This window comes from Gordonia sp. DT218 (genome assembly GCF_049847105.1).
GTDB lineage: Bacteria > Actinomycetota > Actinomycetes > Mycobacteriales > Mycobacteriaceae > Gordonia.
Map to the genome: position 1 here is coordinate 317,120 of NZ_JBNCNS010000001.1, position 19,227 is coordinate 336,346.

General features: G+C 65.8%; 17 protein-coding genes, 1 tRNA gene and 1 pseudogene. 9 read left to right on the forward strand and 10 right to left on the reverse strand.

Annotated features, from left to right (window positions below; genetic code table 11):
* The first annotated feature begins 30 nt into the window (after positions 1 to 30).
* Complete coding sequence (locus ACPXCG_RS01475; RefSeq protein WP_425788420.1) at positions 31 to 1,572, forward strand: phospholipase C; 1,542 nt, start codon at positions 31 to 33, stop codon at positions 1,570 to 1,572.
* A gap of 219 nt (positions 1,573 to 1,791) precedes the next feature.
* Positions 1,792 to 3,309 (forward strand): multicopper oxidase family protein, encoded by a 1,518-nt coding sequence (locus ACPXCG_RS01480; protein ID WP_425788422.1) that lies wholly within the window; start codon positions 1,792 to 1,794, stop codon positions 3,307 to 3,309.
* Between the two features lie 68 nt (positions 3,310 to 3,377).
* On the opposite strand, the gene ACPXCG_RS01485 is transcribed toward ACPXCG_RS01480, so the two are convergent.
* Entirely contained in the window at positions 3,378 to 4,013 is a 636-nt protein-coding gene (locus ACPXCG_RS01485; RefSeq protein WP_425788424.1) for a response regulator, read from the reverse strand.
* Entirely contained in the window at positions 4,010 to 5,200 is a 1,191-nt protein-coding gene (locus ACPXCG_RS01490) for a sensor histidine kinase (protein ID WP_425788426.1), read from the reverse strand. Before ACPXCG_RS01490 ends, ACPXCG_RS01485 begins: the two co-directional genes overlap by 4 nt.
* Positions 5,201 to 5,246: 46 nt before the next feature.
* Between ACPXCG_RS01490 and ACPXCG_RS01495 the strand changes: the two genes are divergently transcribed.
* Positions 5,247 to 5,320 (forward strand) — tRNA-Leu (locus ACPXCG_RS01495).
* Between the two features lie 225 nt (positions 5,321 to 5,545).
* On the opposite strand, the gene ACPXCG_RS01500 is transcribed toward ACPXCG_RS01495, so the two are convergent.
* Positions 5,546 to 6,169, reverse strand: coding sequence for an NADPH-dependent F420 reductase (locus tag ACPXCG_RS01500; protein ID WP_425788428.1), 624 nt, complete (start codon positions 6,167 to 6,169; stop codon positions 5,546 to 5,548).
* A 138-nt stretch (positions 6,170 to 6,307) separates the two neighbouring features.
* Between ACPXCG_RS01500 and ACPXCG_RS01505 the strand changes: the two genes are divergently transcribed.
* The gene (locus tag ACPXCG_RS01505) at positions 6,308 to 6,892 is read left to right on the forward strand and encodes a TetR/AcrR family transcriptional regulator (protein WP_425788430.1); all 585 of its coding nucleotides are present in this window, start codon (positions 6,308 to 6,310) and stop codon (positions 6,890 to 6,892) included.
* A 25-nt stretch (positions 6,893 to 6,917) separates the two neighbouring features.
* A pseudogene (locus ACPXCG_RS01510) lies at positions 6,918 to 7,538 on the forward strand (endopeptidase La); the annotation flags it as partial.
* Here ACPXCG_RS01510 and ACPXCG_RS01515 read toward each other — a convergent pair.
* The 3 genes from ACPXCG_RS01515 to ACPXCG_RS01525 all read right to left on the reverse strand — a co-directional run bounded on the left by ACPXCG_RS01515 (position 7,497) and on the right by ACPXCG_RS01525 (position 9,920).
* Entirely contained in the window at positions 7,497 to 8,336 is an 840-nt protein-coding gene (locus ACPXCG_RS01515) for an SDR family oxidoreductase (RefSeq protein WP_425788432.1), read from the reverse strand. The pseudogene ACPXCG_RS01510 and the gene ACPXCG_RS01515 overlap by 42 nt on opposite strands.
* Positions 8,333 to 8,782 carry a VOC family protein gene (locus tag ACPXCG_RS01520; protein ID WP_425788434.1) on the reverse strand — a complete coding sequence of 150 codons (450 nt, stop codon included), beginning with the start codon at positions 8,780 to 8,782 and terminating at the stop codon, positions 8,333 to 8,335. Before ACPXCG_RS01520 ends, ACPXCG_RS01515 begins: the two co-directional genes overlap by 4 nt.
* 208 nt (positions 8,783 to 8,990) lie before the next feature.
* Entirely contained in the window at positions 8,991 to 9,920 is a 930-nt protein-coding gene (locus ACPXCG_RS01525) for a LysR family transcriptional regulator (protein ID WP_425788436.1), read from the reverse strand.
* A 101-nt stretch (positions 9,921 to 10,021) separates the two neighbouring features.
* Between ACPXCG_RS01525 and ACPXCG_RS01530 the strand changes: the two genes are divergently transcribed.
* Both ACPXCG_RS01530 and ACPXCG_RS01535 read left to right on the forward strand, forming a co-directional pair.
* The gene (locus ACPXCG_RS01530; RefSeq protein ID WP_425788438.1) at positions 10,022 to 11,104 is read left to right on the forward strand and encodes a YeiH family protein; all 1,083 of its coding nucleotides are present in this window, start codon (positions 10,022 to 10,024) and stop codon (positions 11,102 to 11,104) included.
* Positions 11,105 to 11,328: 224 nt separating this feature from the next.
* Complete coding sequence (locus ACPXCG_RS01535) at positions 11,329 to 11,520, forward strand: hypothetical protein (protein ID WP_425788440.1); 192 nt, start codon at positions 11,329 to 11,331, stop codon at positions 11,518 to 11,520.
* A gap of 191 nt (positions 11,521 to 11,711) precedes the next feature.
* Here the strand turns inward: ACPXCG_RS01535 and ACPXCG_RS01540 are convergent, their stop codons facing one another.
* Positions 11,712 to 12,617: an alpha/beta hydrolase gene (locus tag ACPXCG_RS01540; protein ID WP_425788442.1), complete on the reverse strand. Its 906-nt coding sequence runs from the start codon at positions 12,615 to 12,617 to the stop codon at positions 11,712 to 11,714.
* A gap of 70 nt (positions 12,618 to 12,687) precedes the next feature.
* On the opposite strand from ACPXCG_RS01540, the gene ACPXCG_RS01545 reads away from it, so the two are divergent.
* Positions 12,688 to 13,848, forward strand: a complete 1,161-nt coding sequence (locus ACPXCG_RS01545; RefSeq protein WP_425788444.1) for an MFS transporter — start codon at positions 12,688 to 12,690, stop codon at positions 13,846 to 13,848.
* Between the two features lie 18 nt (positions 13,849 to 13,866).
* On the opposite strand, the gene ACPXCG_RS01550 is transcribed toward ACPXCG_RS01545, so the two are convergent.
* Both ACPXCG_RS01550 and ACPXCG_RS01555 read right to left on the reverse strand, forming a co-directional pair.
* Positions 13,867 to 14,991 (reverse strand): TDT family transporter, encoded by a 1,125-nt coding sequence (locus ACPXCG_RS01550; RefSeq protein WP_425788446.1) that lies wholly within the window; start codon positions 14,989 to 14,991, stop codon positions 13,867 to 13,869.
* An 88-nt stretch (positions 14,992 to 15,079) separates the two neighbouring features.
* Entirely contained in the window at positions 15,080 to 15,406 is a 327-nt protein-coding gene (locus ACPXCG_RS01555; protein WP_425788448.1) for a putative quinol monooxygenase, read from the reverse strand.
* 147 nt (positions 15,407 to 15,553) lie between these two features.
* Between ACPXCG_RS01555 and ACPXCG_RS01560 the strand changes: the two genes are divergently transcribed.
* Complete coding sequence (locus tag ACPXCG_RS01560) at positions 15,554 to 16,978, forward strand: aldehyde dehydrogenase family protein (protein ID WP_425788451.1); 1,425 nt, start codon at positions 15,554 to 15,556, stop codon at positions 16,976 to 16,978.
* A 231-nt stretch (positions 16,979 to 17,209) separates the two neighbouring features.
* On the opposite strand, the gene ACPXCG_RS01565 is transcribed toward ACPXCG_RS01560, so the two are convergent.
* Positions 17,210 to 18,631 (reverse strand): carotenoid oxygenase family protein, encoded by a 1,422-nt coding sequence (locus ACPXCG_RS01565; RefSeq protein ID WP_425788452.1) that lies wholly within the window; start codon positions 18,629 to 18,631, stop codon positions 17,210 to 17,212.
* Positions 18,632 to 19,227: the final 596 nt, after the last annotated feature.

The following is a 19,227-nucleotide window of genomic DNA, read 5'->3' on the forward strand; positions in this document are numbered from 1 at the left end:
ACAGGCATCGTCTGCCGAGGGGAATCGATCATGGCGGGTACGCCATTTGCCGGTCTGTCACGTCGCGAGTTCCTCGCCCGGGTGGGTGCGGTCGGAGGCGGCACCCTACTGACCTCGTGGGCCGCGCCGATCATCGACCGGGCGTACGCGTCGGCCGATCCGGCCGGTACCGGATCGCTCGAGGACATCGAGCACATCGTCCTGTTCATGCAGGAGAATCGGTCGTTCGACCATTACTTCGGAACCTATTCCGGGGTAAGGGGTTTCGGCGAGAAGTCAGCGGTCTGGAAGCAGCGCGGCTGGGCGCCCGGCGTCGGACCGACGAGCCGCGGCCACACCATGCCGTTCCGGCTCGACACCCGCAACGACGCGAACCTCGACGGCGAGTGCATCAACGATCCCGACCACTCATGGGAGGGGATGCACCGATCGTGGAACGGCGGACGCAACGACGGTTGGCTGCCGATGTCGATCGAGTCCGTCGGGCCGGCCAACGCCCCCGCACTGATGGGCTACTACGAGCGGGAGGACATCCCCGTCCACCGATCGCTCGCCGAGGCGTTCACGCTGTGCGACAACTACCACTGCTCGGTCCTCGGGCCCACGGATCCCAACCGCCTCTACTGGATGAGTGCGAGTATCGACCCGACGGGCGCTCACGGCGGCCCACTTCTCGAAACCCCCACGCTGATACCGAAGTTCGTCTACTCCTGGCGCACCATGCCGGAGAATCTGCGCGACGCCGGGGTGAGCTGGAAGATCTACAACAACCGGGATCTCGGACCGGTGTCGTCGGTGGCCCTGGACGGGATGATGGGGTGCTTCAAGCAGGCGCAGAACCCCGGCTCGGAACTGGCGCAACGCGGTATCGCGCCGACTTACCCCAATGACTTCGCCGCCGACGTGGCGGCCGATCGTCTGCCGAAGGTCTCCTGGGTGATCCCGTCAGCGATCAACTGTGAGCACCCGGCCCTCCCCGCCGCCCTCGGTGCCGTGGGAATCGTCGAACTCCTCAACATCCTCACCTCCAACCCGGCGGTGTGGGAGAAAACCGCCCTCATCATCTCCTACGATGAGAACGGCGGGTTCTTCGATCACGTGACCCCGCCGACGCCGCCGGCGGGGACCGCAGGCGAGTTCGTCAGCGTGCCCGACATCGCGAAGGTGCCGTCGTCGAAGGGCATCCGCGGTCCGATCGGCTTAGGTTACCGGGTCCCCTGCTTCGTGATCTCGCCGTACAGCCGGGGTGGCCTGGTGGCATCGGAGACCTACGACCACACCTCACAACTCCGGTTGATCGAGCAACGCTTCGGTGTCGACGTCCCCAATCTGACGCCGTGGCGCCGGAAGACCGTCGGCGACATGACGTCCGCGTTCGACTTCGCCCACCGGCCCAACGCGGCTCGTCCGCGATTCGGTGACCCGGTTCCCGGGGCCCAGAACGCGCTGATCGGCTGCGGCCCCAACGTCGCGGCGGGCACTCTGGGGCGTGGGCGCCCCTATCCCGTTCCGCCCAACCGCATGCCCCGGCAGCAACCCGGGACCAGAAGGGCGCCCAGCGGAATCGTCTGATCGTCCCAAAGGTTTGTCGTCACGCCCTGAGCCGTCAGATCCGTGGCTGTGACGGTGCCGCCGGAGCGGCGATTGACACGTCCACCCCAACCTAGCCGGGCAGGCACGCCCGCGAACACAGTGTGTTCGGCGCCTGGCGGTGCGCATCCTCCTCTGGGATGAGATGAGTCCGGCTCTGCGGATGATTCTCGATTGCCGGCTACACCGAACACTGGATGGATGCTCACCCGACGAACACTTCTGAAGGGGCTCGCCGCCGCACCTCTCGGCATGACCGTGGCGTGCTCGAGTGAACCTCCGGCCGCGTCTCCACGTGTCACTCGTTCACGCCCTCTACCGATACCTCCACTCGCCGCCTCGACCGTCGGGTCCGACGGCGTCCGGCGCTTCACCCTGCGCGCCCGCGTGGGCACCACCGAAATGCTCGCCGGAAAGCACGCGAGCACCTGGGGATTCAATGGCGCGATACTAGGGCCCACCTTGCGCGCGCGACGTGGGGAACGGGTCGCGGTATCCCTCACCAACGATCTGCCCGAGGCGACAAGTGTGCACTGGCACGGCATGTCGATCCCAGCGCGGTTCGACGGAGGACCGCACCAGATGATCGCGCCTGGTGCCTCCACCGAGCCACAGTGGACCGTCGAACAGCAGGCGGCCACCCTGTGGTACCACCCGCATCCCCACGGCTCGACGCAACGTCATGTGCTACGGGGCCTGGCCGGACTCTTCATTCTCGATGACGCAGATTCGGCAGCACTCGATCTACCGAACAGTTATGGGGTGGACGACATTCCGCTGATCATACAAGATCGGCGGTTCACCCCGACCGGAGCCGTCGACGAGACCGACAACTCAGATGTCGGCTGTCTCGGCGACACCATCATCACCAATGGAATCACCGGGGCCCGCCTCATGGTGACCACATCCGCCGTGCGGCTGCGATTGCTCAACGGTTCTTCCGGACGGATCTTCAACTTGGGGTTCAGCGACAACAGACCATTCGACGTCATCGCCTCCGACGGCGGGTTGCTCCCCGTCCCGGTCCGGATGCGGCGGATCCAGCTGAGTCCTGGCGAACGCGCCGAGATCGTGGTCCGCAACGTCGCCGGCGAAACGGTCACGCTCACTTCGTATCCAATCGCCGAGAACGGCGGGGTGAAGGTATCGGATGCAGCGCGATTCGGGCTGACCGATCGGTTCGACGTGCTGACATTGGAGGCGCAGCACGCGTTGACCCACCACGCGGGGACACCTGCCTCTCTGGTCGGCGCTGATCAACTCGCCACGGCAGGTGCAGTCGAGAGATCCTTTGATTTGCAGTGGTTCATGATCAATCACCGACGAATGGATATGAGTCGCATCGACTTCGAGGCGCGCGTGGGTGCTACCGAAGTCTGGACGGTCACCAACAAGGACAACTGGCCGCACAACTTTCACGTCCACGACGCCCAGTTCCACATCATCGAGATCGATGGCAGGCGTCCACCCGCGCACTTGGCGGGTCGCAAGGACACTGTGTACGTCCCTCCCGGCACCCGCGTGCGCCTGGTGCTGCGCTGGTCGGGCCACGCGGATCCCACGTTCCCATACATGTTTCATTGCCACATGTTGATGCATGAGGACAGGGGCATGATGGGTCAGTTCCTCGTGTTGGCACCTCGACAGCGGGCGAAGCCGATGCCATCGATGCCATCGATGCCCTCGATGCCGCCGAGACCGGGAGCGCATGCGCAGTGACCAGTTGGCTGGTCGAGCGCACCGCTGAACCAATCACCAGTGGACAGTGGCGCATTCGCCACGCCCCATCATCGACTCCGCCAGAAGAAGATCGCCAACCGCACCCGATTGTCGTACCCGGTCTTCGACATCAGACTCGCCACATGAGTCTTGACGGTGGTGACCGACAGATGCAGCCGCGCAGCGATCTCCGCGTTGCTCAAGCCGTCGGCGACCAGAGCGAGAACCTCGCTCTCGCGAGCAGTGAGCGGGACCGGTGCAGCGACCCGAGCGTCTGCTCGGCCGCTGACCACCGCGCGCTGTACGACCCGCTGCAACAACTGCGGCGAAAAGACCATCTCACCTTCGGCGACACGGTGGATCGCATCCAGAAGCTCGGCGGGATCGGTGTCCTTGACCAGGAAGCCTGACGCACCGGCCGCCAGCGCCGGATAGAGATGATCGTCGTCGTCGAATGTGGTCAGAACGAGGATTCTGCAACGCCGGCCGGATCTGACGATCTGCTCGGTCGCGCCGATCCCGTCGAGTCCCGGCATGCGCAAATCCATCAGAATCACGTCGGGATCGAGCTCTGCGGATTGCGCCACGGCCTCGACACCATTCGCCGCTTCACCGAGAACCTCGACGTCCCGCGCGGACTCACACAACATGCGCAGCCCTGCGCGCACCAGTTTCTGGTCGTCGACGATGAGCACTCCGGTCATTGTCGGATCTCCTGGCCTGCCAACGGGATCTCTGCGCGCACATGCCAACCCCCGGAGCCGGTCGTGCCGGCGTCCAGAGTCCCACCGACCAGTTCGACACGTTCACGCATCCCGGCGATTCCGTGCCCTGTGCCCGTGCCCGTGCCCGTGCCGGAGCTCACGCGCCGATTGTCGATCTCCACTTGAATCTGATCAGCAGCCGCGGTGATGACCACGGAGACAGGATGTTCGACGTCGGCGTGCTTCATGACATTGGTCAGAGCCTCCTGGACGACCCGTAGCAGCGTGAGTCGTCCCAGCGCGTCGAGTCGCGCCAACTCGTCGGCGTCGCCGGACATCGTCGTGCTCATCACGAAACCCGCCGTGCGCGCACGGTCGGCCGCCGCCGTGATTGCCGAGACCATCAGATCGGGCTCGACGAGCGCCACGTCGCCCAACACGGGATCTCGGAGCGCTGCAAGAAGTCTCCGGGTGTCAGCCAGCGCATCCGCGGCAGTGTCCCGTACATCCGCCAACACACTGCCGACCGCCTTGTCGTCCGGTTTCAGCACGTGTTGGGCCACACCTATTCTCAACACAATCGAGGCCATGTGATGGGCAACGAGGTCGTGCAACTCGCGGGCGAGTGCGACCCGTTCGTCGGTGCGCGCCTGTTTCTCGGCCAACTCGCGACGCGCCTCTGCGTCGATCGCCCGCTGCCGGTATGACGCGGCCAAGTCGCGCTGACTACGAAGGAACAGACCCAGCAGGATCGGAAGTCCCACGTAAGCAATGATTTTCACAACGCTGGGCACCGACCACACGTCTGCATGTACGTCCATTGTGGTATCGGCGACGACTGCCGCGGTCCAAGCCGCTGCCGCGGCCGCCGCTCGCCATCGAATGGGGGCGCGCATGATGACGTCGGCGACAGCGACCATCCCTAGATAGGGGACCAGTTGAGACAGCCCCCACGCATCGGTGGCGAACATCGGCACCGCGATCGCAGACAGGACCACCGACGCTGCGGCCGGCCACCATTTTCCGGCGATGAATACTCCGACGGCTGCCACCGACAACAGCCAATAACCGGCAGAAACGCTGAAGCGTCCCGGAAAGTTGCTCGCGAGGAGCAGGCACGGCACGACGACGACCGGTGCATACCGCAGCGAGGCGAGCAAACGGTCGGTCGTCGGATCTCGGGCCACCTGCCGAGCCTATCCGTCCATCGCGGCCGCTATCGTTGCCCGCACAGCCCCTATAGCCCAATTGGCAGAGGCAGCGGACTTAAAATCCGCCCAGTGTCGGTTCGAGCCCGACTAGGGGCACGCAAAACCGCTGGTAGTAGCGTTGCGCGCCGCCGGATTCCTCGGGAATCCAATCGCCGTAGGTGTCGTGGGTGAGCGTGAACGTGCTGTGCCCAAGCCACTTGGACACCTGCTCGGGCACGATCGTTGGCCAACGTTGATGGCCGACATCAGCGAGTCGGTGATCCATCAATCATCGGTATGGACGCACGACGCCCCGTTCCCCCGACTGCTCGGCCCTAGGGCTCAGCCGGCGAACTCGTCGACGCCGAGGGCGAAGTCCCAGTGGCCGACCCCGTTGTTGGCAAGGCTCACGGTGAGCAGGCCCATTCCCTCCAGCCAATGCGCCATTTTCAGGCCGCCGGCGTCCAGCGGACGCAGCCCGATGCCCGTGACGAATGAGGCCACGGCTGCTTTGGCCGACGCGTCGTCGCCTGCGATGAAGACGTTGGGCCGTCCGTTCTCCAGGACGCTCTGGAAAATGGTGTTGAACGCCTTCACCACTCTGGCGTTGGCCGGGGCCACGTCGGCGACTTCCTGCGCGATCGAGGTCTCCTTGCTGTGGGACAGTCCGTCGAAGGTCGCATTGAATGGGTTGCTGATGTCGACGATGACCTTGTCGGCAAGAGCCTCGCCATACTCGCTGACGACCGGAACGACACCGTCGGCCAACAGGGCCGTGATGACAATGTCGCCGGCCGGGACAGCGCCCCACTTTCCTGCCGTCCCGCGGTCGCCGAGGGCCCGGGCGAGGTCTTCGGCCTTGGACTGATCGCGTCCCATGACTTCGACGCTGTTGCCGCCGGCCGCCGCGAGCGTGCCGATGGTACGAGCCATGTTCCCTGTACCGATCAAAGTGATGTTGCTCATGACCTGTGCTCGCTTCTGTTATGTCGATGCTTGTGGACAATGGTTATGGACACCGATTCGTTTACTTAACGTAACCGACGACTGGCGGGAGGGCAAGCTATGTACACCGATCGGTACCGATTGTTCTATGCTGGTGACATGACGGAGTTGGAGAAGGGCCCGCTGGGCCGGCGTCGCGGTAGGGGGGCCCGCGAGCGCATCCTCCGCGCGGCACGGCAGTTGTTCCGCGATCAGGGCATCAACCGGACCGGCATGGACCAGCTGTGTGCAGTGGCAGAGGTGTCCAAGCGGACCGCCTACCAGCACTTCGCCAGCAAGGATGAGCTCGTCGCCGAGTACTTGCGCCGATTCGATCCGGACGTGATGCCCGAAGTGTTCGATCACGCCGACCTGACACCCCGCGAACGGCTCCTGGCCGCCTTCGACATGCCCGCGTCCATGCCCGTGTGCCCGTACATCGCGGCGGCCGTCGAACTCCACGACCCCCAACACCAGGCCTCCCAGTACGCGCGCGACTACAAGAAGGCCGTCGCCCAGCGGTTCACCGACACCGCCCGCGAAGCCGGCGCCGCCAACCCCGAACAACTCGGCGAACAACTGGCGCTACTGCTCGACGGCGCCTCGGCACGTACCCGAGTCCTCAGCACTGAGTCCTTCCCGACCGCTGCTGCCGTCGCTGCCGTCCTCATCGAGAACGCCATTCCCCACGAGCCCGCGATTTAACAACGGTTGACCACTGCTTCGGGTTCTCGCCGACGACGTCCGCAACGGAATGAAGAAGCAGCAGAAGGATTTCCTGCTGCGTCGGCAACCCAACGCCATCCGCAAGGAACTCGGTGAGGACGAGCCCGAAGGTGCCGACGATTACCGCGGACGTGTCGAGGCCGCCGATCTGCCGGAGACCGTCCGCGAGGCCGCGCTCCGCGAGGCCGGGAAGCTCGAACGTGCCAGCAACCAATCGCCCGAAACCGGTTGGATCAGAACGTGGTTGGACATAGTCCTGGAAGGGCCGTGGAGCGTCGAGACCGACGACACCACCGACATCTCCGGTGCGCGCGCGATCCTCGACGCCGATCACCACGGACTCGACGATGGCAAGGACCGCATCGTCGAATACCTGGCCGTGCGCGACCGCCGGGCCGAACGGGGCCTGCAGGTCGCCGGCGGTCGCGGATCGGGTGCCGTGATGGTGCTGGTCGGTCCGCCCGGTGTCGGCACGACGTCGCTGGGAGCGATACTGGACAACGGCACCCCGGAGGTACTCAGAATCCGTCCAGTTTCGGTTCGAATCCGACCCGGGCACCCGATCACCGCAGGTGGTGGCGGACTACGAGTCGAGCGCAGGCTGCGGCCCCCGCACCGCCGCACACAGACCCCCGTCGACGAGCAGATCGATCCCGTTGAGGAAGCTCGCCGCATCCGAGAGGACGAACGCGGCCACCGCGGCGACCTCGTCGGCTTGCCCGAGCCGCGCGAGGGGTGTCTGCTCGGCCCACGCGGCCATCCGCGGATTGTCGGCAGCTTCCTGACGCCCTTGCGGGGTGTCGATGAGACCCGGCGAGATCGAGCAGATGCGGCCGCCCGACGGGCCGAGACGCACCGCTTCCTGCTGGGCGAAACGTCTGACGCCGAGCTTCGCCAGCGAGTAGGCCACACCGGGATGCTCGACCATCGGGCCGAAGCTCTCGCGGATCCGATCCAGGAAATGTTCGTGCAGTGGATCGTCGAGCACGGCGGCAGTGGCCGGGTCGATCTCGACACCGCCGATGGTCGGGGCCATCGATGCGAAGCACACCCACGCCGTACAGACAGTTGCCAACGGGCGTAGGGCTTCGGCCAGGTTCGCCGTGCCGATCAGGTCGACGGTGAAGATTCGTTGCCAGTCGGCCATGGTCGGTGAGATCCCGGCGACATGCGCAACGGCCCGCAGGGTGCCCAGCTCGCTGACACGGGCGGCCAGTCCAGCCAGACCCGCCACGTCCGTGATGTCGAGGACGAACGGCTCGACCACCGCCCCACCATCGGCCGAAAGTTGCTGCGCGGCAGCGGTCACGGTGGCACCGTCGTAGTCCACCAGCACCAGCGTGTCCACCATCGTCGTGAGCCGCTTGGCACACTCGAAACCCATGCCACGACCCGCGCCGGTGACGACGCCTACGGTTGTCATGAACGATCCGCCCAGCACTGACGCAATGACGGTTCCGCGGCCCTCGTGACGAGCTCCATGCGAAAGCCCTTGTCGCTACGCATGAATGCGAAGAACGGGCTACCGTCGGGTGCGCTGCGAGTGGCTTCGGTGACGTATCCGAGCCGCTCGAGTTCGGCCGCGTCGGCACCCACATCGTCGGACCAATAACCGACATGGTGGATGCCGGAGCCGCCCACCGACTCCCAGAAGGTCCCCGGCACACTGCGGATGACCTCGAGGCGCGGCGTCGTGGTCGAGTAGGCGCAGGTGATCTCGACGGTGGTGAGCCCGTCTGCCAAGGTGACCTCGATCGGCGCTCCGATCTCAGGCCCCCACTCGTACCGCAGCAGTTCGGAGAGCTGCGATCGTGTCACGTCCAGATCGTCCGTGACGATCCCGACGTGGAACATGTCCTCCGCCTTCACGGCCGGCTCACGATATTCAGAATGCTGTTCTGCACCACGAGAATGATGTTCTCATGAGATGGACGGGGGTGCAATCCACCCATCAGCGAAACCCACCCACCTGGTTACCCGACATGATCACCCGCGAACCACACATCCATGTCCCGCAGCAGGACCACGTCGCAGGGCACTATTCAACGTCCCAGGGCACCCTTCACGTCCCAAGGCACTACTGCGGCAGGGATCCCGAACCCCCTGAGCTTGCGCGCGCACGCCTGGCGATGTTCACCAGCTCGCCTGCCGGGCCGTCCAGCCTGCGCGGCGGACGCCAGACCGCCCGGAGAGTTCGCGTCAGATCGAGGCGTTGCACATCAACGATCCGTAGGTCGCCCGATGCCACCTGATCGGACACCGCGAGCGTGCTCATCACCGCGGGGCCAACGCCGGCGAGCACGCTGGTGCGGATGGCCGCGGCGCTGCCGAGTTCCAACAGCGGGGCGGGCCGGGTGTAGTCGATCAGCGCCATGTCCAGCGTCGTGCGCGTGCCAGAACCGGGCTCACGCACCACCAGGGGCGCTGCGGCCAATTCCGCCACACTGAGCGGATGTCGTCTGCGTGCCCAGACATGAGCCGGATGCACCACGACGACCAGACGATCGGTCGCAACCGTGGCGCTGTGCAGGCCGGTCGGCACCGTGGGGGACTCGACGAATCCGACATCGCAGCCGCGGTTCTCGATCCGTTCGAATACCTCAGTGGAGTTGTGCATCTGCAGATGCACCTGCACGTCTTTGTGACGTTTGTGGAAATCGGCCAGCCAGTTCGGGAGCAAATGTTCGGCCACCGTCACGCTCGCACAGACGGTGAGCACCGCCTGACGCTCCTCATGCAAAGCCTGAGCGGCGTCGAGCAGCCGCGTCGCGTCGGCAAGGACCTCGCGTGCCCAGTGCACGATCACCGTGCCCTGCGGGGTGAGGCTCGACCCGCGAGGGCTGCGACTGAGCAACGACGCGCCAAGACGAACCTCGAGTTGCTTGATGGCGCGGCTCGCATTGGGCTGCGCCATGCCCACGGACCGCGCCGCGCCGCCCAGACTCCCGAGGTCGTCGACTCCGACAAGCAATTCGAGGACGGCCAGGTCAGGCCACATTCTTGGCATGCTGAAAGCATATGGGCGGTGCGGAAGGAATATCAATCCGATAATACCTATTGCGCGTTCGGGGGCTACCGGAGCGGTGTGCGCTCGCCGAGGATGGAGCCATGACCACCCAGGAGGATGCGCCGACGCGCGATGTGCCGTCACCCGCGTTGAGGTCGCGCGCGAAGGATCGTCGCGACGTGAAACGGACCGGCGGCGGCAGACTGCTGCCAGATCTCCTGCCCGGCCTGGCACTCTGTGGGGTCGCCACCGGCGTCGCCCTCGGCGTCAACTATTTCGTGCCATCGGTGAGTCCACTCTTGGTGGCGATCGTGATGGGTGCACTGCTGGCAAACCTCGTACGATTGCCGAATCGGATTCAACCGGGCCTGCAGTTCTCGGCGAAGCGGTTGCTACGTGCCGGGGTTGCGTTGTTGGGGTTGCAATTGGTGTTTACCGATGTCCTCGGCCTCGGGTGGGGCGTGATCGTCATGGTGATCGCAGTCGTCGGCCTCGGCATCACGGGGTCGATGATCATCGGAAAATTGTTGGGGCTCAGCTGGACACAGCGGTTGCTCATAGCCTGCGGCTTCTCGATCTGCGGGGCCGCAGCGGCCGCAGCGGTGGACGGCGTCATCGACGCGGACGAGGAAGAGACGGTCACCGCGGTGGCCCTGGTGATCATCTTCGGCACGTTGATGATTCCAGTGATTCCGCTTCTCTCGAATCTGATCGGCTTCGAGCCGGCTCAGGCAGGACTCTGGGCCGGCGGATCGATCCACGAGGTCGCTCAGGTCGTCGCGGCTGCGGGCGCCATGGGAGGCGGAGCACTCGCGGTCGCAGTGGTGGTCAAGTTGGCGCGGGTGCTGATGTTGGCCCCCGTGATGGCGTTGATCAGCTTGCGGCAACGGCGGATGATCGCGGATCAATCGGTCGACGCTCGACGCCCACCCCTGATGCCACTGTTCGTGCTGGTGTTCATCGCCATGGTCGCATTGCGCTCGACCGGCATACTGCCGACCGCGCTGGTCAGCGTCAGCAAAGGGCTCGAGACCGGGCTGCTGACCGCGGCGATGTTCGCCTTGGGCGCCGGCGTGCAGGTAGCCACAATCAAAAGGGTCGGAGCACGCCCGTTCGTCATGGCGCTCGGGACGACGGTGTGGGTCGGATCGATAGCCCTGGTCGGGACGCTACTCGTGGGCTGATCCCCCGACCCAGCTAGCGAATGACCGGTCTCGACCTGTCGTTGGTCTCTATACCGCACATCGACACAGCGTGAGGCCGGAATCATGAATGCGAAGAACGTTGTGCCGTCGGGCGGCCCGGATGCGTCCGTGATTTATCCGAGGCGCTCGAGTAGGGCCGGAATCGTTTCACCCGATTTCGCCCGTGATCTACTCGACTCATGAGCCACCCGACGATTGTTGCCATGGCGGATGCCGACGCCGCCGCACTGACCCTGGGCATCGCCATCTACGCGGCGGCCATCCTGATCGGAACAGGACTGGTGGTCAACGCGGTCACCCGGCATCGCAAGAACCGCGCAATCGCCGCGGCGGTCGTGGTCCTCGTGCTGGTAGTGGCCGGCGTGGTCGTAGCGGTGGCCAGCAGTATCAGTTAGCGGAACCGGAACATACGCCGAACCTGCCACCGCTGCGACATGGTTCGCACAGACGCCACCGAGCTGGCCGAACCGTCATTTTTGCGCATCGACCAGGGCGTCTTCCCCTCTCAATTCTGCTGCTGAACAACGAGTTCCATTGATGAGAAGTCGGAGTAAAAACCGGGCGAATCACCGCCGAGCTACGCGAGTCATCCCCTGCCGCGGAACGCTGCCCGCAGCGCGGCCGATTGGAGTCGGAAGAACTCTCGCGACACCGGCACCGTGGGATTCACGAGGTCGAATCCGTGGAAGGCGCCGGGAATCACCTCGATCTCGCACGGAACGCCGGCAGCGCGTAGTCGGTCGGCGTACCGGAGGTCCTCGTCGTGAAAGAGGTCCAGACCGCCAACGCCGATCCATGCGGGTGCCAGACCGCTGAGGTCGTCGCGTCGCGCCGGCGCGACGATCTCGGGATCGGCGTTGCCGAGGTAGCTGTCCCACCCGAACCGATTGGACTTTGCGTGCCACATCCGCAGGTCGTCCTCATCGACAGATGTGCGTGCCGTTCGGTCGTCGAGCATCGGATAGACGAGCAACTGCAGGACGGGCGTTGACCCGCCCCGGTCACGGATCCGCAGCGCCAGCTGCGCCGCGAGTCCGCCACCCGCGCTGGCCCCGCCGATGGCGAACTGCCCGTCTGCGACGCCGTCGAGATCGTGCAGCACGTCGAGCGCCTCGTGGCAGTCGTCGAGCGGCGCCGGGAACGGGTGCTCGGGCGCCAACCGGTAGTCGACGGACACCACCACAGCACCGAGATCACGACTGAACCGCCGGCACAGATCGTCGTCTTGCTGTGCCGTCCCGATGACATATCCGCCGCCGTGAATCCAGAGCAGCCCGGGACCGTCACCGGTGACCCCGGCCGGCCGGAACACCCGGGCCTCCCCACCGGAGGGAAGTGAACGGACCTCCACCTCAGAACCACGCTGCAGCCGGCCCATCCCGTTCTGCACCATCCGGATCAGAGGGAGGGTCCTCGCTCCGACGAGCCCCCGGGGCAGGAAGCGTGCCATCCGCTGCAGATCAGGGTGGAAGTCCTGAACGTTTGCTGCCATCGTCGGCGTTCCGTTCTGTTGTCGGGACCGGTGCGGTCCGCCAACTCTATAACCGGCAGAATCGGATTCGATGCACACTGCCGAAAGTCCGGTGAAGCGGTTCGCTCTGCCGGCCATCCTTGCGGTCCTGTTCGCGACGGGCTGGGGCGCCAATCATTTCGCCTCGATGATCCCCGTGCTGAAGTCTGACGAGGGCCTGCCGAACGCGGTCCTCGACGGGGCCTTCGGCATCTATGCGATCGGCCTCCTGCCGGGGCTGTTCGGTGGCGGCTCGTTGTCGGACCGGGTCGGCCGGCGACCGGTCGTCCTGACCGGCGCCGCGCTCGCCGGGATCGGCAACCTCCTGATGATCGGCTGGCATGATCAGGCCGGAGTCCTGGTCGGTCGACTCGTCGTCGGCCTCGGTGCCGGACTGACGATCAGCTCCGGAACCGCCTGGGCCGCCGACCTGCGGGGCAGGTCTGGCGCCACCCTTGCCGGCGCCCTGCTCACCATGGGATTCGCTTTCGGCCCGGTGATCACGGGACTCCTCGCCGAGTTCGCGCCCCATCCCGCCGAACTCCCCTTCGCACTCAGCGGTGTCGTCTCGCTCGTGGTGGCGGCCGTCGGGTTCGTGCTCACGCCGACGACTCCCGTCCGTCACGATCATCCGCTCACCGAGGTCGACGACGCCGATGGGCGGTCGGTCGGAGCGGCATTGTCCTGGTCGGTACCGATGGCGCTCTGGGTATTCTCGTCGGTGACGGTCGCGGTGGTCGTGATGGCCCACCGCATCAGCGACCGGTACGACGGCCCGTGGGTGCCCGGCGTGGCCGCGGCCCTGAGTCTCGGGTCCGGTGTGATCATCCAGTTCGTCGTGCGACGGGCGGGAGTCGGGAGGATGGCGGGAGTCGTCGGCGCCGCCCTGGCGGCGGTCGGGTTCACGCTGTCGGCCGTGGCGGGTGGCCATCCGTCGATGTTGTTCTTCGCGGTCACCGCGGTGGTGCTGGGTCTCGCCTATGGGCTGTGTCTGCGCGACGGGCTCATGGACGTGGAGGCGTTCACACCGCGACGCAACCGTGGCGCGGTGACCGGAATCTTCTACGTGGCCTGCTATCTCGGCTTCGGACTGCCCGTACTGCTGACCACGATCGAGCCGTCGGTCGGTATCGTCGCGCCGATGGTCGTGCTCGCGATCGCCGCGGCCGCCGCATCGGCGGCACGTGCAATCCGGCTGCAGCGCACCGCCTGACGATCCGGTCGGGGCACATCACGCAGGGCGGAATACCCTGCCGATGTAAGCGGCGTGTGCGGTCCGGGTCGCGACGATCCCCCAGGCGATCACCAGCACCACGTAGAGCACGTCGGCGAGCCCCCGGATCGGAGCCGACCCCAGCGCGACACCCAGTGCACTCATACCCGTCACACAGGTCCCCACCGGGAACGTGAAACTCCACCAGGTGAGCGCGAAAGGCAGGCCCCGACGGATGGTGCGCACGGTGATCGCCGCCGCAAGGACGAACATCGCCGCACCGAAGCCTCCCATCGCCAGGCCGTAGATCATCCCGAAGATCTTGAACCCGAGTGCTATCGGTGCCATGGCGCCCACAAAGACCAGGCCCGCCTGAGCTCCGAGGAGATTCGCAGCCGTGATGGATTGCCCGATCATCCCCAGCGTGATCCAGACCGTCGGCGCCGACTGGGCCACCGGCACCCCACCGTGGACCAGTCGCGAATAGATCATCGCCATGGTCATCATGCCCAGCACCAGACTCAGGCCGAACAGCGCATAACACGTCGACAGCATGGCAAGTCTCGCTTGCCCTTCCGGTACATGCGTCAGCAATGCGGCGCCGGTCGACGCGGACACCATCGGCGGCACCACCGGCATCAGCCAGGCCGGGAGGGCACGCACCTCGTGTTGCCGTGTCCGGGTCATCATCGTGAACGGAACCCAGATGCTCGTCGCCACGCCGAGCACCGTTCCGACCGCCCACAGGACCGAGCCGATCCCGACCGCGATCGTCGATCCCAGCAGCGGTGCACCGAGATGCACGGCCCCGGCACCGACGGTGAGGATGGCCATCGGCACGGCGCCGTAGAACTGCGACATCACCGGGTCGGCCGCATAGTGCCGTGCGGTGTGCGGATGCCGCGCCCAGTGCACCAAGAACGCCGTGGCGATCGCGACCAGCAGCACTGCGGCCACGACCCAGATCATCGTGGCGAACGCGGTCAGGAGTCCCGACTGCAGAGGCAGTGAGACCGCCGCATTGGCGACGATGCCGGTCCCCATCACGGCGGCGAACCAGTTGGGTGTGAGGTGTTCGAACACCTGGCCGGGGCGCTCGAGCTCGCCGAGGAACCGTCGGTCGACAAGCGCGGTGGAGGTCATGGATCAACCCTCGCCGAGCACTCCCTGCGCCGGTAGACGCCAGCGCCTTGTGTATCCACAACCAGAGCTTGTGGGCGGCGCCGGGCGGCTACTGACCGCCGACCGCCATCTCCCCGAGCTCGGACCACGCCTCCTGATCGATGGTGGCGTTGACGATGTCGGGTGTCCGCGCAAGATACTTCGGCAGCTCCGCGGTCGCCTTGCGGAAGTGCTCGCTGGTCACGTGGGCCTCCGCCGCGTCGTCGTCGAAGGCCTCGACGAGGACGTAGGTGGCGGGCTCGTCGAGGCTGCGCGACCATTCGAACCATTTGTTGCCGACCTCAGCCCGGGTGGCCTGCGTGAACTCCTCGACGAGGTCGGGCCATTGCTCGACGAATTCGGGCTTCACGGGCCACTTCGCGACGATGAAGATCATGTCCCAACCCTACTGACCAGGCCGTTGCGTGGCGCCTCAGATCGAGACAGGCATCTGACAACGAACGTTTCCTCAAAGCCTGCCCCGGCCCTCTGCAGGCAGGCATAGTGTGGTGTCGACAACACCCCGCGGATATGGAGGATCACCATGCGCGAAATCAGCAAGTTCTACATCGACGGCCAGTGGGTCGAGCCCACCGAGCTGAATCTGATCGACGTGATCAACCCCGCGACCGAGAAAGCCGCCGGCCATGTCGCACTCGGCACGGCCGCCGATGTCGACACCGCGGTGCAAGCGGCGCGTAAGGCATTTACCACCTGGAGCCAGACGAGCGTCGACGACCGCGTCACAATCCTCAACGCCGTGGTCGCCGAATATCAGAAGCGGATGCCCGAGCTCGCCGCTGCGGTGACCGAGGAGATGGGCGCGCCGAACGGGTTGGCCAACAACGTCCAGGTACCCATCGGGCTGGCCCACCTGATGACCGCCGCGGCACAGCTGCCCACCTTCAGCTTCTCGGAAGACCGCGGGTCGTCGCGGATCGTGAAGGAGCCGATCGGTGTCTGCGGTTTCATCACGCCCTGGAACTGGCCGCTGAACCAGGTCATGGTCAAGGTTGCCCCGGCACTCGCGACCGGGTGCACCATGGTGCTCAAGCCTTCCGAGGTGGCTCCGTTCAGTGCCGCCATCGTGGCCGAGATCTTTGATGCTGCAGGCGTTCCCGCGGGAGTGTTCAACCTCGTCAACGGTGACGGGCCGGGCGTCGGCGCAGCCCTCGCGTCGCACCCCGGCATCGACATGGTGTCATTCACCGGCAGCACCCGCGCCGGCATCGAGGTCGCCAAGAATGCGGCACCGACCGTGAAGCGTGTTGCCCAGGAGCTCGGCGGCAAGAGCCCCAACGTCATTCTCGACGACGAGGACTTCGCGACCAATGTCGGCGGCGGGGTGGCCGCGATGATGATGAACTCCGGACAGTCCTGCAACGCGCCCACCCGCATGCTGGTCCCCAAGTCGCGGATGGCCGAGGCGGCCGAGGCCGCGAAGTCCGTGCTGCCGACACTGACCGTCGGTGACCCGAGCACGGACGTCCGCATGGGGCCCGTGGTGTCCGAGCCCCAGTTCGAGAAGGTCCAGGGGCTCATCGAGCGCGGTATCGAGGAGGGCGCCAACGTCGTGTTCGGTGGGCCGGGCCGCCCCGACGAGCTGCCCACCGGCTATTACGTACGGCCCACCGTGTTCGCCGACGTCACCAACGACATGGACATCGCCCGCACCGAGATCTTCGGCCCCGTGTTGGTGATGATCGGCTACGACTCGATCGACAACGCCATCGAGATCGCCAACGACACCGAGTACGGTCTCGCCGGCTATGTCTCGGGCAAGGACGTCGACGAGGTCCGCAAGGTCGGCTCCCGCATCCGCGCGGGTTCGATCTCGCTCAACGGTGCGCAGCTCGATCCGTCGGCACCGTTCGGCGGATACAAGCAGAGCGGCAACGGCCGCGAGTGGGGCGACTACGCCTTCGACGAGTTCCTCGAGGTCAAGTCACTCCTGGGTTACGACGCCTGAGCCGAGTTCCGGAAAAGCGCCCCAGATAACCGGGGGCGCTTTTCCGGAATTCAACCGGCGGGCGAACATCCACCCGCCGATCGAGTAGGCACCGAGCGAAGCGAGGCGCCATATCGAGATCACTTGTTCCGCAATCGGGTCTCGATTCCCGACTCACTCCGTTCGCCGCTACTCGACCAGCGGGAGGCTTGTCGCCTCGACCGGCAGGAGGGTGGTCGGCTCGACCGCGGATCATTCGGCCGGTAGCCACGCCCCGTGCAGACCGGCCGGAACCCGGATCGGCATCCGGACGGTCGCGAGCGGTCCCGCGGCGGGATCGTCGGCGGCCAGCACGTAGAAGTACGACGCCATGTCCTCCAGGTCGGTGCCGAATGCACCCCAGTAATCGTGTTGCGCGCCCGGCATGTAGATCGGCTCGCCGATGGCAGCACCTGGGCGCCAACAGGTCTCGGTTCCGGCGCGCAGATCGTGGAACCAGAGGCTGTCGAGATCTCCGGTGTCGTTGCCGCTCTTGCCCACCGTCGCGACCCGTGAATGCGGCCGCGTGAGCAGGCGGTCGTCCACGCGCGGGAACTCCACATCGGCACTCTCGCCGAGAACGGTACGAGCGATCGTTCCCCTCGCCGGATCGAGAACCGCGCGCACCAGCGCAGACGACGCCGGCTGCGGCATGTCCGCGAACGCTTCCGGATAGGTCCATTCCACGTAGTCGACGGTCACCGTGCCGTCGTCCGACACGTCACCCACGGTGTCGAAGGCATTGGCGAAGTGCCACACCCACATCGGTTCGGAGTCGATCCACCGGATCGGGCCCCCGTCGCGCGGTATCAGCGCGATGCGAGTGCCCGACTCGGGATGCCACTGCAGCAGCGAGCCACCGCTGAGCATCGCGCTGATGTCGAAGACGAGCGGGCACAGGAACAACACAATGTAGCGCGAGGTCAAGGCCATGTCGTGGATCATCAGTGGTCGATCGACACCCTCGACCGGTGTCGGTGGCCGACGGGTCCGGCCATCCGGTCCGATCACCGCCCACGTGAGGTACGGCGCCTCGAGGACGTAGTTGAACAGCACGAGCTCCCCCGTCGAGGGGTCGATCTTCGGGTGCGCCGTGCTGCCGACCGCCATGGCGCCGTTGCAATCGTCACGGGCGATCGTGCCCAGACCGGCGGGATCGAGACGATATGGCTGGTCGGACTCGGCCATGGCGAGCAGTCGGCCGGCGTGCTGCACGATGTTGATGTCCGGCAGTTGCCGGAACGTCCCGGCGAGATCGGGACCGACTTCGTCGGCCGACGGCGTGTACCCATCGGTGAGGCCCGACCAGATCGCTTGCCCGGCATCTTCTTCGGCGAGCACCATCGGCGTCCGGACGAACCGGTTCCGGTAATGGGCTGCGCCATCACCGATCTCGAGTCGGTGCACCATCGCGTCTCCGTCGAGCGGATAGACATACGAGCCGATCGGATCGAATCGCGGATTCGGTCCGTTCCGCAGATAGCTCCCGTGCAGGTCGTCGGGGATCGTGCCGACCACCTCGAGCTCGTCGACGTCGACCTCTGCACGTTGGGGCGCAAACACTCCCGAGAGATGGGCGTGATGTGCCATGTCGACCGGCGCAGGCCGGGCAGGAGTGGGTGAGGTAGTGGTCATTCGGTCGCCTCTCAAAAATTCCGCGCGGAAGGGGCTCGTCCCACGCCTTACCCCAGGATGCTCCCTTCCCGACCTACCGACATCCGTTATCCGACGGAATCCTGCGAGGCACCGTCCGACGGATCGCCCACATCAGCGGCCACCCCTCGGACGTCCCGCGAATCGCTCGTTCAGGAATGCCGCGGCGTCGCGCTCGACGGTAGAGCACCCGTGTCGACGTCACCGGAACGATCACACCGGCCATGACGAACTCGACCTGCCGGATCCGCAGGACCGTACCGGGCCGGTGCGAACCCCGTCCGGGCCCGGCCGATAACAGGAATCCGCGGACGGCAGTGGTGTCGCGTGCGCCGATCCGGCGCCGCCAACAATCCGAGAGCGACCGACGATTGCCGATCCGAGCACCATCAACAGCCGTGTCATGGGGATCTCCGATCGGTGAGCGGCCTCACACAGTGAACATTCCGCAGGACGACCCGCGCCGCGCGCGGAACCGGACCGGGCATCAGAGGTCGAGGTCCGCGATCGTCCCACCTCACAGCGATTTCACAGCGAAGCGCACAGACGTACCTGTGTAACACCCACCGCATGTGCGA

Coding starts and splice junctions, on each gene's coding strand:
- ACPXCG_RS01540 (WP_425788442.1), bottom strand. CDS start 12,617: ATGGCAGCAAACGTTCAGGACTTCCACCCTGATCTGCAGCGGATGGCA.
- ACPXCG_RS01545 (WP_425788444.1), top strand. CDS start 12,688: ATGCACACTGCCGAAAGTCCGGTGAAGCGGTTCGCTCTGCCGGCCATC.
- ACPXCG_RS01535 (WP_425788440.1), top strand. CDS start 11,329: ATGGCGGATGCCGACGCCGCCGCACTGACCCTGGGCATCGCCATCTAC.
- ACPXCG_RS01525 (WP_425788436.1), bottom strand. CDS start 9,920: ATGCCAAGAATGTGGCCTGACCTGGCCGTCCTCGAATTGCTTGTCGGA.
- ACPXCG_RS01560 (WP_425788451.1), top strand. CDS start 15,554: ATGCGCGAAATCAGCAAGTTCTACATCGACGGCCAGTGGGTCGAGCCC.
- ACPXCG_RS01565 (WP_425788452.1), bottom strand. CDS start 18,631: ATGACCACTACCTCACCCACTCCTGCCCGGCCTGCGCCGGTCGACATG.
- ACPXCG_RS01515 (WP_425788432.1), bottom strand. CDS start 8,336: ATGACAACCGTAGGCGTCGTCACCGGCGCGGGTCGTGGCATGGGTTTC.
- ACPXCG_RS01505 (WP_425788430.1), top strand. CDS start 6,308: ATGACGGAGTTGGAGAAGGGCCCGCTGGGCCGGCGTCGCGGTAGGGGG.
- ACPXCG_RS01500 (WP_425788428.1), bottom strand. CDS start 6,169: ATGAGCAACATCACTTTGATCGGTACAGGGAACATGGCTCGTACCATC.
- ACPXCG_RS01485 (WP_425788424.1), bottom strand. CDS start 4,013: ATGACCGGAGTGCTCATCGTCGACGACCAGAAACTGGTGCGCGCAGGG.
- ACPXCG_RS01475 (WP_425788420.1), top strand. CDS start 31: ATGGCGGGTACGCCATTTGCCGGTCTGTCACGTCGCGAGTTCCTCGCC.
- ACPXCG_RS01480 (WP_425788422.1), top strand. CDS start 1,792: ATGCTCACCCGACGAACACTTCTGAAGGGGCTCGCCGCCGCACCTCTC.
- ACPXCG_RS01550 (WP_425788446.1), bottom strand. CDS start 14,991: ATGACCTCCACCGCGCTTGTCGACCGACGGTTCCTCGGCGAGCTCGAG.
- ACPXCG_RS01530 (WP_425788438.1), top strand. CDS start 10,022: ATGACCACCCAGGAGGATGCGCCGACGCGCGATGTGCCGTCACCCGCG.
- ACPXCG_RS01555 (WP_425788448.1), bottom strand. CDS start 15,406: ATGATCTTCATCGTCGCGAAGTGGCCCGTGAAGCCCGAATTCGTCGAG.